Source organism: Streptomyces afghaniensis (genome assembly GCF_044327915.1).
GTDB classification, from domain to species: Bacteria; Actinomycetota; Actinomycetes; order Streptomycetales; family Streptomycetaceae; genus Streptomyces; species Streptomyces afghaniensis.
Genome location: NZ_JBIRGJ010000010.1, coordinates 81,663 through 95,273, shown reverse-complemented (window position 1 = coordinate 95,273; position 13,611 = coordinate 81,663). Strand labels below are relative to the sequence as shown.

Sequence of the window (13,611 nt, the reverse complement as noted above, 5' to 3'; positions counted from 1 at the left end):
AGGGGTCACTTTCGGTCATTCGAAAGCGGTTTCTGGGCACTCTCGAACACGAGAGGGCGCCCCGGCCGTTCACCGGGGCGCCCTTCGAGCCGCTCGTCGTTAACCGGGATTCGTCTCGATCAACTGGGATTCGTCTCGATCACAGCGACGCGGTCCGCCGCCGTCTTGCCGAGCAGGGCCTGGCGCATGGCGCCGATGACGTCGTCGGGCGTCACCGGGGTCTTCTTGCCGTTGCCCCGGGTGATCAGCACGCTGTCCCATGCGCCGCCGTACAGCTCCTTCAGGGCGGGCTTGTCGTAGTACTCGACCAGCTTGTTGCCGACCGGCTTGACCGCGAGGAACCGCCAGAGGGAGTTCTGGGGACTGAACCTGACCTCCACGCCGCCGGCCTCGACCGTGACGATGCCCGACATCGCCGGCTTGGCGAACTTGTTCATCATCCGGTCGACCTCGGCGTTGGAGATCTTCGGCTGCTGGGTGGTCGTCGGGACGTTGACGGGCGTGGCCGTGCCGGTCTCCACCTGGGCACGGTACGCCTTCTCCACCGCCGCGGTCGACTTGTCGAGGTCGATGCCCTTGCCCGCCTTGCCGTAGACGGCGACGGCCTTACCCGGCTCAAACTTGATCGTGCCCTCGGTGACCGAGCCGGCACCGCCGGCCGCGCTCTCCAGGGAGGCGTGCAGCTTCTCCTCGTCGATGGGCATGACGGGTGTGACGACCCGGTGGTTGCCGAAGAGCGAGCCGATCACGGAGACCGGGTTGTAGTCGCTCTTCGCCGCCGCGTCGGCCGTGGCGTCCATGTCGAACTGGAGCCCCGCCTTGTCCGGGTCGAGGGACACGGTCTTGCCATCGACCGACAGCTTCAGCGGCTTGCCCACACGGCCGTCGAAGGCGTCGTCGAGCTTCTTGACCGCGCCGTCGCGGGTGGTGCCGCCGATGTCGACGCCGAGCACGCTGGTGCCCTTGGGCACGTCGGTGCGGTTCATCAGCAACCCGGCGCCGTAGACGCCACCGGCCACGACCACCAGGCCGGCCGCGAGCAGCACGAGCTTGTTGCGCCCCTTCTTCTTCGGCGCCTTCGAGGAGCTCGCCGGGGGCGGGGAGACCGGCTCGGGCAGCTTCGGGGCCGCGTGGGGCACCGGGGCGTCACCGGGCGCGCCCGGACCGAACGACGAGGCCGCGCCGGGCGGTACGACGGGGATGCCGCTGGTGACGGTGTGCCCCGAGACGTTGTCGTGGCGGGCGGCGTAGCCCTGTCCGTCCGGAGGCTCGGGGGCCGGCTTCTGCGGGGTGAGGATGGCGGTGTCGTCGCTCATCCCGCCACCCGGGCCGTGGCCTGCGGCGCCGTGGCCGGTCGGAGCGGCGGTGCCGGGGCCACCAGGAGCTCCGGGGCCAGGGCCTCCGGGGCCTCCGGGCTTGGCCGTACCGGCGGGTCCGCCGGGGCCGCCCGTGCCGGCGGGGCCGCCTATGGCTCCGGGTCCGGCAGGTGCGCCGGGGCCGCCCGGCCGGCCGGGGTCGTTGAAGGCGCCCGGGGCGCCGGGGCCACCGGACGTGCCCGGGCGACCGGGCTCGTCGAAGGCGCCCGGGCCACCGGGCCTGCCCGGCTCGTTGTAGCTGCCAGGGCCACCCGCACGACCGGGGTCATTGAAGCTGCCGGGCCCACCGGGACCACCCGGCTCACTGAAGCCGCCAGGCCCACCCGGACCACCCGGCTCACTGAAGCCGCCGGGGCCACCGGAGCGGCCAGGCTCATTGAAGCCACCGGGCCCGCCAGAGCCACCCGGATCGTCGAAGCTGCCGGGGCCACCCGCACGACCAGGGTCGTTGAAGCTGCCGGGCCCACCGGGACCACCAGGATCACTGAAGCCGCCAGGGCCACCGGGGCGACCGGGCTCATTGAAGCTGCCGGGCCCGCCAGAGCCACCCGGCTCATTGAAGGCGCCAGGACCGCCGGCGCCGCCGGCCGGTGGGGTCATCGGGCCGTCGCCGGTGACCGGACCGCCCGTCGGGCCGGCCGGGCCGCCGGGGCCGCTGGGAGCGCCCTGGCCGCCGTAGCCGCCCTGGCCGTTCTGGCTGAGGCGGTCGTTCTCGGAGAAGTACGGCAGGTCGTCGCGGCGCGTCTCGCCGCCGTCGCTGCCCGGGGCCGGACGTGAACCGTTGCCGAGCGGGCCGGCCGCCAGTGCCTCGGTGACGTCGAAGGAGCCCGTGCCGCCGCCGTGCCCGGGCGCGACGGGGCCGCCGGTCGCGCCGCCGGGGAGCCCCGCGCCGTTCGTGCCGCCGGGCCGGGAGCCGCCCGGCCTGCTCATGGAACCGACCACGCCTCCGGGCCGCCCGGCACCGGAACCACCCGCACCGGAACCACCCGCAGCCGGGGCGCCTGAACCGCCCGCCGCCGGACCCGAACCGCCCGGCACACCCGCCCCGTTGGTGGAGCCGCCGCCCTGACCGGGCTTGCCCGAGCCGGACTTGCGGGGCGCGAACCAGTCACTGGTCGGCTTGTCCTCGCCGGACTGGCCGGACTGGCCGGGCTCAGCAGCAGGCTCGACCGTGCCGGTGCCCCTGGACGTGGCGGCACCCGGGGCGTTCGCTTCGTTGCCCGCTCCCGCACCGGAACCGGCGCTGGTGTCGCCGGAGCCCTCCGCCTCCGCGACGGGCTTGCGCACCACCACCGGCGGAATGGGCCGTGACCCGGGGATGTTGATCCGGATCCGGGTCGTCAGCGTGGTCTCGGTCTTGCGTTCCTCCGGCCGCGTGGCCGAACGGCCCGCTTCCGTACCGCCGTCGGAGACCGTCGGGGTCCCGTACGGCGGCGTACCCGACGGGTAGGCGGCTCCGCCGCGCCCGTTGGGCCCGGAGGACGGAGTGTCAGTTTCACGACTCAAGGCAGGTTCTCCCGGTTGGCTCCGCCGCCCGACACAACCTCACGCGGGCAGCTCGGCGGCGCGCACCACCATACTGGCCACTTCTCGCCCGTATCTCAGGACCGCTGGGGAAACTCACACCGGACCCCCACGGGCGCGTCCTGGCGAAGTGGTACGTCACTTGCCAAGTCGGACGTGGTCGCCGTCCGGTTGCCGCCCCGGGGCGAGGGTGGCGCAGATCACAGCCACAGCGATGCCTCCGAGCAGGAAGAGATAGGAGCCGCCGCCCGCCGCGAAGAGGAAGTCGCCCTCCGGGCGGCTGGCCGTGAGTAGGACGACGGCGAGCATCCAGCCGGCGGCGGCCGCGACGCTCCCGGCCCGCCCGCGGGTGACCCGCGCGGCACCGAGGACGAGCCCGGCCTCACCAGCGAGGGCGAGCAGCAGCCCGCCCGGGAACCACGCGGGCTGCACCAGTGCCCCGGCGGTGCCGATCACGGCCCCGAGCAGGAAGAACCCCGCATAGGCGGCGGCCCGTCCGGCGGAGGGCGGCCGCATCGGCTGGGCGAGCATCGGAGTCCGGTCGTTCATGAGGCCTCCTCGACACCGGCGAACAGGTCCGTCTCCCGCTCGCCGGGGCCCCGCTCGCCCCGCACCAGCTCGTAGTACTCGGTCGTGAGGATCGGCTGGGCGAGTTCGTTGGACAGCGCGAAGTACGGCCCGGACACGCTGATCTGGGTGGCGTGGGCGCGCATCGCGGCGGCCTTGGCGGCGGCGTGCGCCGTGCCGTCGACCGCGGTGGTGATCCGCTCGTCGGCCACGACGCCCGGTACGTCGTCGACGTCGGCCGCCTTGGCGAAGGGGAGGCCGGGCAGGTCCTCCCGGAGCCGGGCGAAGGATTCCTCGACAACCGGCCGGGGGACCCGGTTCCAGTAGACCTTGGGGATCGTGAGGCCCGACTCGGCGGCCAGCTCCGCGGCGCGCATCGCGACGCGGTGGGCCTGGATGTGGTCGGGGTGGCCGTAGCCGCCGTTGTCGTCGTAGGTGACGAGGACCTGGGGGCGTACCTCGCGGATCACCTCGACGAGGTGGGCGGCGGCCTCGTCGACGTCGGCCTGCCAGAAGCAGCCGGGGTCGTCGTTGTCGGGCAGGCCCGTCATTCCGGAGTCGCTGTAGCGTCCGGCGCCGCCGAGCAGGCGGAAGTCCTCGACGCCGAGCTCGGCCATGGCGGCGGCGAGCTCCCGGCGGCGGTGCTGGCCCAGGGCGGGACCGCTCAGGTGCGCGAGCTCCGGCGGGATGACCTCGCCGCGTTCGCCGAGGGTGCAGGTGACCAGGGTGACGTGGGCACCCTCGGCCGCGTACCTGGCCATGGTCGCGCCGTTGTTGATCGACTCGTCGTCCGGGTGCGCGTGCACCAGCAGCAGACGCCGGTCGGGCAGTTCCGTCATGGGCCCCAGCCTACGAGGTCCCGCGGTCAGAACTTGATGCTGCCGATCATGCCCGCGATGTTGGTCGTCAGCTCGTTGATCGTGGGAGCGACGGTCGAGGAGGCGAGGTAGAAGCCGAGCAGCATGCAGACGATCGCATGCCCCGCCTTCAGACCTGACTTCTTGATGAGCAGGAAGACGATGATCGCCAGCAGCACCACCGCCGAAATCGAGAGTGCCACGGCGGCTCACCTCCAAAGATCCACGAGGGCGCGGGGGGGGGTCGGACTATGGGGGCATCAAATCCGTACAGCAGCCAGCAGGTTCATACCCACTATGCGACATTGATCATAACTATCCGTCTGCGCGCATCGATCGGCGCACGGCCGCACAAGGGGGCGCATGGCCAATATGGTCAGGGCATGACGACCGAGCCTGACTCCTTCCCCCGGCGGCACGCCCGTACCCAGCGCTTCACGCTAGGCGCGCCGCGTTCGTTCACTGTGGCGCCCGACGGTTCACGTGTCGTGTTCCTGCGCTCCGGTTCCGGTACGGACCGGGCGAACTCGCTGTGGGTCCTCGACACCGAGGAGGGCGGGGAGCGCGTGGCCGCCGACCCGCGCGCCCTGCTGGGCGGTGTCTCGGAGGACCTCTCGCCCGAGGAACGCGCCCGGCGTGAGCGCAGCCGCGAGGGTGGCGCCGGCATCGTCGGGTACGCCACCGACACGGCCGTGGAGTTGGCCTCTTTCGCCTTGTCAGGGCGGCTTTTCGCGGCCGAGCTGCGGGCCGGGACGGCGCGTGAACTGCCCACGCCGGGGCCGGTGATCGACCCGCGTCCGTCGCCCGACGGGCGGTATGTCGCCTACGTCGCGCGGGGTGCGCTGCGCGTGGTGGGTGCGGAAGGAGAGAGCGACCGGGCGCTCGCCGAGCCGGAGTCGGAAAATGTCTCATATGGACTGGCCGAGTTCATCGCGGCCGAGGAGATGGGGCGGTCGCGCGGTTTCTGGTGGGCTCCGGAGTCGGACCGGCTGCTCGTGGCGTGCGCGGACGACACGCCGGTGGACCGGTGGTGGATCTCCGACCCGGCGCATCCGGAACGCGAGCCGCAGCGGGTGGCGTACCCGGCGGCAGGTACTGGCAACGCGGACGTACGGCTGTTCGTGATCGGTCTGGACGGGATGCGCACGGAGGTCGCCTGGGACCGGGCGCGGTACCCGTACCTGGCACGTGTGCACTGGTCAGCGGCGGGCGCGCCGCTGCTGCTCGTACAGGCGCGCGACCAGCGCAGCCAGCTGATTCTCGCGGTGGATCCGGAGTCGGGCGCGACCCGGATGGTGCACGCCGACGAAGATCGGATTTGGCTTGATCTTTTCCCCGGGGTGCCGTGCTGGAGTCCGGCCGGGCAGCTGGTGCGGATCGCGGACGAGGGCGGCGCGCGGCTGCTGGCGGTCGGGGACCGGCCACTCACGGGGGCGCAGCTGCACGTGCGGGCCGTGCTGGACGTCTCCGCCGACGACGTGCTGCTCTCGGCGTCGGCGGGTGAGGAGGCCGCCGACGCCGAGACGGGCCAGGTGCATGTGTACCGGGTGAACGAGCTGGGCGTGGAGCGGGTGTCGCAGGAGCCGGGCGTGCACTCGGCGGTGCGGGCCGGGGACGTGACGGTTCTGGTCTCGGCGACGCTGGATCGGCCAGGTGTGCGGGTGCAGGTCCTGCGCGACGGGAAACCGACGGTTGTTGTCCCCTCGTACGCCGAAGATCCTGGTATGTCCCCCCGCGTGACACTGACCGAGGGGGGCGCACGCCGCATCCCGTGCGCCGTGGTTATGCCTCGGGACTACGCCGGTGACACCCCCCTGCCGGTGCTCATGGACCCGTATGGCGGGCCGCACGGGCAGCGGGTCCTCGCGGCCCACAACCCGCACCTCACCTCGCAGTGGTTCGCGGACCAGGGATTCGCGGTGGTCGTCGCGGACGGCCGGGGCACCCCGGGCCGCTCCCCCGCCTGGGAGAAGGGGATCCACCACGACTTCACGCGGTCCCTGGACGACCAGGTGGAGGCCCTGGAGGACCTCGCCAAGAGGTATCCGCTGGACCTGTCCCGGGTGGCGATCCGCGGCTGGTCCTTCGGCGGCTGGCTGGCGGGCCTCGCGGTGCTGCGCCGGCCGGACGTCTTCCACGCGGGGATCGCGGGCGCCCCGGTGACGGACTGGCACCTGTACGACACGCACTACACGGAGCGCTACCTGGGTGATCCGGCCGAACAGCCGGACGCGTACGCGCAGAGCTCCCTCGTCACGGCGGACGGCCTGTCCTCCCCCGCCGAGCCGCACCGCCCCCTGATGATCGTGCACGGCCTCGCCGACGACAACGTCGTCGTCGCCCACGCCCTGCGCCTGTCCTCGGCCCTCCTGGCCGCCGGCCGCCCGCACGAGGTGCTGCCGCTGTCCGGGGTCACCCACATCACCCCCCAGGAACAGGTCGCGGAGAACCTGCTCCTCCTGCAGGTCGACTTCCTGAAGCGGTCCCTGGGCATCACCGGCGTCTGAGCATGGCAACGGGCCGGGGCGACATGGCGCGCCCCGGCCCGTTTACGGCACCCGCACGGCCGTACGCTGTTCAGCCTGACGCGTCCGTATATCGGAATCGGGTCGGTGAAGTTGCCTGCGTGTTAACGCAGTTCGCGGGGGTTTGCGGGCACTTCGGCCACCAGCTCGACCTCGAACCCGTCCGTGTCGCTGAGGTAGGCGGCGTAGTGCCCGGAGCCTCCGGCGTGCGGGTAGCGGTCGGCGAACAGGGGCTCCCAGCCGTGTGCCGGGGCGTCCCGAACCAACGCGTCGACATCGGCCGGCGTCCCGGCATGGAACGCCAAGTGGTTGAGGCCCGGCCTCATGCGCGGGTCGCCCGGGGAAGGTCGGGGATCCAGAGTTCGATGTGATGCAGCATTCCGGACCCTCGAAATTCCAGATCCTCGAACACCGGTTCCCGGCGCCTTCGGTGAGAAGGGCCGGGAACCGGTAGGGATGCCGTGCTGGGGCGTCAGGCCGCGTGGACCACGTCCTTCTCCTCGGCGAAGTGGCAGGCCGACTCGTGGGCCGCCGGGGTGTCCTCGCCCTTGAAGCGCTCGGGGACCGCGAGGAGCGGGACCTCCTGGGCGCACTTGTCCTGGGCCTTCCAGCAGCGGGTGCGGAAACGGCAGCCCGAGGGCGGGTTGGCCGGGGACGGGACGTCGCCGGTGAGGATGATGCGCTCACGGCCCTCCCGGGCCTGCGGGTCGGGGACCGGGACCGCGGAGAGCAGGGCCTGGGTGTAGGGGTGGGTCGGGTGGTCGTAGATCTCCGTGTCCGTACCGATCTCGGCCATCTTGCCCAGGTACATCACACCCACCCGGTCCGAGATGTGCCGGACGATCGACAGGTCGTGCGCGATGAAGAGGTAGGACAGGTTGAACTCGTCCTGGAGCTTCTCCATCAGGTTGATGACCTGCGCCTGGACGGACACGTCCAGTGCGGAGACCGGCTCGTCGCAGATGATGATCTCGGGGTTGAGCGCCAGGCCGCGGGCGATGCCGATGCGCTGGCGCTGACCGCCCGAGAACTGGTGCGGATAGCGGTGGATGTACTCGGGGTTGAGACCGACCACGTCCAGCAGGTCCTGGACCTTGCGGCGGCGGTCGCCCTTCGGTGCCACCTCGGGGTGGATCTCGAAGGTCTCCCCGATGATGTCGCCCACCGTCATGCGGGGGTTGAGCGACGTGTACGGGTCCTGGAAGACCATCTGGATGTTGCGGCGTACGGCCTTCAGCGCGCGCCCGGACAGCTTGGTGATGTCCTGGCCCTTGTAGAAGATCTCGCCCGCGGTCGCCGTCTCCAGCATCATCAGCAGCTTGGCGACCGTGGACTTGCCACAGCCGGACTCGCCGACGATGCCGAGCGTCTCGCCCTGGTAGAGGTCGAAGGAGACCCCGTCCACGGCCTTGACCGCGCCGATCTGACGCTTCAGCAGGATTCCCTGGGTCAGCGGGAAGTGCTTCACCAGGTTGCGGACCTGCAGGATCGGCTCACCGCGATCGACCGGTGCCTCGATCGCGGCCACGGCCTCCTCGTCGGTGGCCGCGTCGACCGTCTCGACCTCGGTGACGTTGGGGGTGGCGTCCATGGACTCGTCCGTCTTCTCCAGGTCAGCCATGGATCGTCTCCTTCCAGAAGTGGCACGCGCTGCCGCGGCCGACCAGCTCGCCGCCGTCCCGCTCGGTGACCGGGTGCAGGGACGGGACGTCCGTACGGCAGATGTCCTGCGCCTTGGGGCAGCGCGGGTTGAAGGCGCAACCGGACGGGATGCGGGTCAGGTTGGGCGGCAGGCCCTTGATCGCGTACAGGTCCTGGCCCTTCTGGTCCAGGCGCGGGATCGACTCGAGCAGACCCTTGGTGTAGGGGTGCGCGGGCCGCTTGTACAGCTCGTGCACGGGGGCGGTCTCCACGATCCGGCCCGCGTACATCACCGCGATCTTGTCCGCGACGTCGGCGACGACGCCGAGGTCGTGGGTGATCAGGATCAGCCCCATGTTGTACTCGCGCTGCAGGTCCGCCAGCAGGTCCATGACCTGGGCCTGGACCGTCACGTCGAGGGCCGTGGTCGGCTCGTCGGCGATGATCAGGTCCGGCTCCAGGGCGAGCGCCATCGCGATCATGATGCGCTGGCGCATACCCCCGGAGAACTGGTGCGGATAGTCGCCGACGCGCTCCTTCGCGGCCGGGATCTTCACGCGGTCCATCAGCTCGATCGCCTTGGCCTTGGCGTCCTTCTTGCTCAGGCCCTGGTGGACGCGGAACATCTCGCCGAGCTGGTAGCCGACGGACAGCACCGGGTTCAGCGCGGAGAGCGCGTCCTGGAAGATCATCGCGATCTTGCTGCCGCGGATCTTGCGCCGGGCGTCGCCCGACATGGTGAGCATGTCCTCCCCCCGGTACAGGATCTGGCCCTTGGGGATCCGCCCGGGCGGCATGTCGAGGATGCCCATGATCGCCTGGGCGGTCACGGACTTGCCGGAGCCGGACTCGCCGAGCACGGCGAGGGTCTCGCCGGAGCTCACGGTGTAGTTGACGCCGTTGACGGCCTTGGCCACGCCGTCACGGGTGTGGAACTCGACGTGCAGGTCGCGCACTTCGAGCAGGGGAACGCCGCCGTCGGCCGCGCCTCGCGGCTCGGGCACGTTACGGGTCTCTTCGATGGTGGTCACGTACGCCCTCCTCAGCGCAGCTTCGGGTCAAGGGCGTCGCGCACCGCGTCGCCGAGCATGATGAACGCGAAGACCGTGAGGCTGAGCATGCCCGCCGGGAACAACAGCGTGTGCGGGTTGTCCCGGATCACCTTGCTGCCCTCGGAGATGTCGATGCCCCACGAGATCGTCGGGTCGCTGAGGCCGAGGCCGAGGAACGACAGGGTCGCCTCCGCGGAGATGTAACCGCCGAGGGCGATCGTGGCCACGACGATGGTCGGCGCGATGGCGTTCGGCATCACGTGGCGGAACAGGATCCGCGTGGTGCCCGCGCCGAGCGCCCGGGCCGCCGTCACGTAGTCCGCCTGCTTGGCCGTGATGACCGAGCTTCGCGTGACGCGCGCGATCGAGGTCCAGCCCAGGCAGGCCAGGGCCAGGATCACCACGTACACCTTGCGCTCGGTGAAGGCGTTCAGGACGACCATCGTGCCGAGCAGGAACGGCAGACCGAAGAAGATGTCGACGATCCGGGAGATCAGCGAGTCGATCCAGCCGCCGAAGTAACCCGCCAGCATGCCGAGCAGACCGCCGAGCAGGGTGACCAGGGCGGTCACTCCGACGCCGACGAGGATGGAGGCGCGGGTGCCGTGGATGACGCGCGAGTAGATGGAGCGGCCCTGCTGGTCGTAGCCGAACCAGTCGGGCTGGAAGAAGTGCCCCAGCTGCGGCTTGCCCAGGTAGTGGTGGACGAGGTCGCCGTCGCGCGGGTCGACGCTGGTGAACCAGCCGGGGAAGGCGGCGATCACCAGCAGCAGGACCAGCAGCACCGAGGAGATCCAGAACATGGGCCGGTGCCGCAGGTCGTACCAGGCGTCGCCCCACAGGGAGCGCGGCTTGTCGCTCTTCTTGCCGCTCTCCTTGGCGGGGGTGTCGACGGCCGGCGGGGCCACGGCGTCCACGGTCGCGGCGTCGGTGGTCTGGGCCTTGGTCACGTCAGGCATACCGGATCCTCGGGTCCAGGACCGCGTACAGCAGGTCGATGAGCAGGTTGATCAGGAGGATGACGAGGACGAGCACCGTCACCACACCCGTGACCGTCGAGCCCTCGCTCGTCTGGATCGCCCTGTAGAGGAGGTTGCCGACACCCTGGATGTTGAAGATGCCCTCGGTGATGACCGCGCCGCCGATGAAGCCGCCGACGTCGGTGCCGACGAAGGTGACGACGGGGATCAGCGAGTTGCGCAGCAGGTGGACACCGATGATGCGGCGTCGGGGCAGGCCCTTGGCGAGGGCGGTGCGCATGTAGTCGGCCCGCAGGTTCTCGGCGAAGGTCGTCCGGGTGAGCCGGGCCACGTACGCCATGGACAGCATGGCGAGGACGAAGGCCGGCAGGAACAACTGCGAGAAGTCCGTGGAGTCCTGGACGTTGGGCGGCAGCCAGCCGAGTTCGTCCGCGAAGATGAACCGGGCGATGAAGCCGAGGACGAACACCGGGATGGAGATCACCGTCAGCGTGAAGACCAGCACACCGGTGTCGGCGGCCTTGCCGGCCCTCAGACCGGCCCAGGCGCCGAGGCCCACACCGATGATGATCTCGATGGTGATGGCCAGCAGCGTCAGCCGCAGAGTCACCGGGAAGGCCTCGGACATGAGATCGATGACCGGGCGGCCGGCGAGGTTCTTGCCGAAGTCTCCCTGGAGGAGATTCCACATGTAGTGGACGTACTGTTCGAGGACGGGCTTGTCGAAGCCGTACTCGCGCTTGATCTGCGCGATCTGTGCGGGATCGGGAGCCTTGTCCCCGTAGATGGCCCGGACCGGGTCGCCCGGCAGGATGTGGACCATCAAGAAGATCAACAGAGTTGTCCCGATGAAGATCGGGATCATCTGGAGCAGTCGCCTGGCGGCGTAGCGCCCCATCTTGCGCCTCCATGCCGTGAGGGGTCGGCGAGGCCTGCGCACTTCATCTACCGCAGGTGAGGGGGTGAGGTGGAGGCCTGTGCCTACGGGCCGGTGCCGCCGCTCCCCTGTTCCGGGAGGGGCGGCACCGGCCTGCGGTCATCTGGTTACTTCTGCTTGACCTGGATCGAGTCGAAGATCGGGTCACCGTCCTGGCCGTACTTGATCTTGCCCAGGATCTTGGTGGACTGACCGCTGTTGACCTTGTAGACCCAGAGCGGGATCGCCGGCATGTCCTTGGCGAGGAGCTGCTCCGCGTCCTGGTACATCTTCACGGTCTCGTCGATCGAGCCGGCCTTGTCCGCCTCGGAGCTCAGCTTGTCGAACTCCTTGTTGGAGTAACCGCTGGTGTTACCGGCCGACGTGGTGCCGTACAGGTCGCGCATGAAGTTCGAGTTGACCGGGTAGTCGAGCACCCAGCCGCCGCGGTACATGGACTTGACCTCGTGGGCGTCACGGGCGTCGAGGTCGGCCTGGAAGGTCGGCTTCGGGTCGCCGGTGCACTCCACGCCGGTGGACTTGCGGATCGAGTTGCAGACCGCGTCGACCCACGGCTTGTGGTCCTGGTCGGCGTTGTACTGGATCTGGATCTTGTTGCCCGGGACGCCGCCACCCTCCTGGATGAGCTTCTTGGCCTGGGCCGGGTCGAACTTGACGATGTCGCCGAGCGCGCCCTTCTTGTAGCCGAGGACGCCCGGGGCGACGTAGGAGTCGGCCGGGGTACGCGTGCCCTGGAGGACGGTCTTGGTGATCGTCTGGCGGTCGATCGCCATGGACAGACCCTGGATGACCTTGGGGTCGATGTCCTTGAACTGCTTGGTGTAGAACGCCGGGACGATCGACTGGACGGCCGAGTACGGCTGGTCGATCGCGCGGTCGCCGAGGTCCGTCTTGTAGCTGGCCAGCGCGGTGGTCGGGACCTGCTCGATCCAGTCCACGTTGTCGGAGCGCAGGTCGGAGTACGCGGCGTCGGCGGTCGTGTAGTTCTTGAAGTCGATGCCGCCGTTCTTGGCCGCGTTCGGACCCTTGTAGTCCGCGAACTTGCGGACCTTGATGAGCTTGTTGTGCTCCCAGGAGACGAACTTGTACGGGCCGTTGCCGACCGGCTTCTCGCCGAACGCCTTCGGGTCCTTGAAGAAGGCCTCGGGCAGCGGCGACCAGACGTCGTAGCCCAGCTTGTACGCGAAGTACGAGACCGGCTGCGTGAGCTTGATGGTGAAGGTGTTGTCGTCGACGACCTTCAGGCCCGACATCTTGTCGCTCTTCGGGTCACCCTTCTCCGGGTGCACGTCCTCGAAGCCGACGATGTCGGAGAACCAGCTGGAGTTGGTCTGGTTGTTCTTGATGTTGGCCGACCAGTTCCAGGAGTCCACGTAGGACTTGGCGGTGACCGGGGTGCCGTCGTGGAACTTCCAGCCCGGCTTGAGCTTCACGGTCCACTCGGACGAGTCGTCGTTCGGCGTGACCGACTCGGCGTTGACGTACTCGAGCTTGCCGGTGCCGGGCTCGTAGTCGACCAGGCCGGCGAAGATCGTGCGCAGGACACGGCTGCCCTGGCTCTCCTTGGCGTTGGCCGGCTGGAGCGGGTTCTGGGGTTCGCTCAGCTGCGCAGTGACGATGCCGTTCGGGTCGGCCTTCCCCTTGTTCATGTCGTCGCCGGCACTGTCGTCGCCGCCGCCGCAGGCGGTGGCGGCCAGGGCGACGACTATCGCCCCCGCGACCCACTTGGCGCTCTTGGCACCGCGCATGGGTTCCTCCTATGAAGTCATTGGTTCACCGCAAAGGGAGCACAGACAGACCACCGCCACCGCCCGTCGCCGGTGCCGGAAATCGTCAGGTGCCCCCGCGCTCGTGAGTCGGCGCCGCCTCCAGCGAGTGACCCGTTCATCCGAGCTCTACGCGCCTAACTATCTGCCATGCGCCAGGAGCGAACCACACTCTCGAGGTCTCGGTTCGATCACAGCTCGCGTATACATCTTCCAAAATCCGGACAAAGGGTTTGGTGAAAGATCCCTGCGAAACGGACTTGTTACACATCTATCGGTGGCGCGTGTCCGCATTCCGGACGCGAGAATGAGATAAACCGCTTGCGGCTACCGTGACTGCCGTGCAGGCTGCCACCGATGGCTGTCGCGCACGCGTCGCGCGCTCA

The 13,611-nt window shown here is 69.8% G+C and carries 11 protein-coding genes; 1 reads left to right on the top strand and 10 read right to left on the bottom strand.

The window, feature by feature from the left end; translation table 11 throughout:
* Positions 1–119: 119 nt before the first annotated feature.
* The 4 genes from ACH4G3_RS34730 to ACH4G3_RS34715 form a co-directional block, all read right to left on the bottom strand.
* Positions 120–2,882 (bottom strand): hypothetical protein, encoded by a 2,763-nt coding sequence (locus tag ACH4G3_RS34730; protein WP_397628219.1) that lies wholly within the window; start codon positions 2,880–2,882, stop codon positions 120–122.
* 156 nt (positions 2,883–3,038) lie between these two features.
* Positions 3,039–3,449 (bottom strand): DUF6113 family protein, encoded by a 411-nt coding sequence (locus tag ACH4G3_RS34725; RefSeq protein ID WP_397628218.1) that lies wholly within the window; start codon positions 3,447–3,449, stop codon positions 3,039–3,041.
* Positions 3,446–4,306 carry an N-acetyl-1-D-myo-inositol-2-amino-2-deoxy-alpha-D-glucopyranoside deacetylase gene (gene mshB, locus ACH4G3_RS34720; RefSeq protein ID WP_397628217.1) on the bottom strand — a complete coding sequence of 287 codons (861 nt, stop codon included), beginning with the start codon at positions 4,304–4,306 and terminating at the stop codon, positions 3,446–3,448. Before mshB ends, ACH4G3_RS34725 begins: the two co-directional genes overlap by 4 nt.
* A 26-nt stretch (positions 4,307–4,332) precedes the next feature.
* On the bottom strand, positions 4,333–4,527 hold the full coding sequence (locus ACH4G3_RS34715; protein WP_030842840.1) for a hypothetical protein: 195 nt from the start codon (positions 4,525–4,527) through the stop codon (positions 4,333–4,335).
* 180 nt (positions 4,528–4,707) lie between these two features.
* On the opposite strand from ACH4G3_RS34715, the gene ACH4G3_RS34710 reads away from it, so the two are divergent.
* On the top strand, positions 4,708–6,831 hold the full coding sequence (locus tag ACH4G3_RS34710) for a S9 family peptidase (RefSeq protein WP_397628216.1): 2,124 nt from the start codon (positions 4,708–4,710) through the stop codon (positions 6,829–6,831).
* Positions 6,832–6,953: 122 nt separating this feature from the next.
* Here the strand turns inward: ACH4G3_RS34710 and ACH4G3_RS34705 are convergent, their stop codons facing one another.
* The 6 genes from ACH4G3_RS34705 to ACH4G3_RS34680 form a co-directional block, all read right to left on the bottom strand.
* Positions 6,954–7,175 carry a VOC family protein gene (locus tag ACH4G3_RS34705; protein WP_397628215.1) on the bottom strand — a complete coding sequence of 74 codons (222 nt, stop codon included), beginning with the start codon at positions 7,173–7,175 and terminating at the stop codon, positions 6,954–6,956.
* 146 nt (positions 7,176–7,321) lie between these two features.
* Complete coding sequence (locus ACH4G3_RS34700) at positions 7,322–8,470, bottom strand: ABC transporter ATP-binding protein (protein WP_397628214.1); 1,149 nt, start codon at positions 8,468–8,470, stop codon at positions 7,322–7,324.
* Entirely contained in the window at positions 8,463–9,521 is a 1,059-nt protein-coding gene (locus ACH4G3_RS34695) for an ABC transporter ATP-binding protein (RefSeq protein ID WP_397628213.1), read from the bottom strand. Before ACH4G3_RS34695 ends, ACH4G3_RS34700 begins: the two co-directional genes overlap by 8 nt.
* A gap of 11 nt (positions 9,522–9,532) precedes the next feature.
* Positions 9,533–10,501, bottom strand: a complete 969-nt coding sequence (locus tag ACH4G3_RS34690; RefSeq protein WP_037667683.1) for an ABC transporter permease — start codon at positions 10,499–10,501, stop codon at positions 9,533–9,535.
* Positions 10,494–11,420: an ABC transporter permease gene (locus ACH4G3_RS34685; protein WP_354741216.1), complete on the bottom strand. Its 927-nt coding sequence runs from the start codon at positions 11,418–11,420 to the stop codon at positions 10,494–10,496. The genes ACH4G3_RS34690 and ACH4G3_RS34685 overlap by 8 nt, the downstream gene beginning before the upstream one ends.
* 146 nt (positions 11,421–11,566) lie before the next feature.
* Positions 11,567–13,207: a peptide ABC transporter substrate-binding protein gene (locus ACH4G3_RS34680; protein ID WP_397628212.1), complete on the bottom strand. Its 1,641-nt coding sequence runs from the start codon at positions 13,205–13,207 to the stop codon at positions 11,567–11,569.
* Positions 13,208–13,611 lie beyond the last annotated feature (404 nt).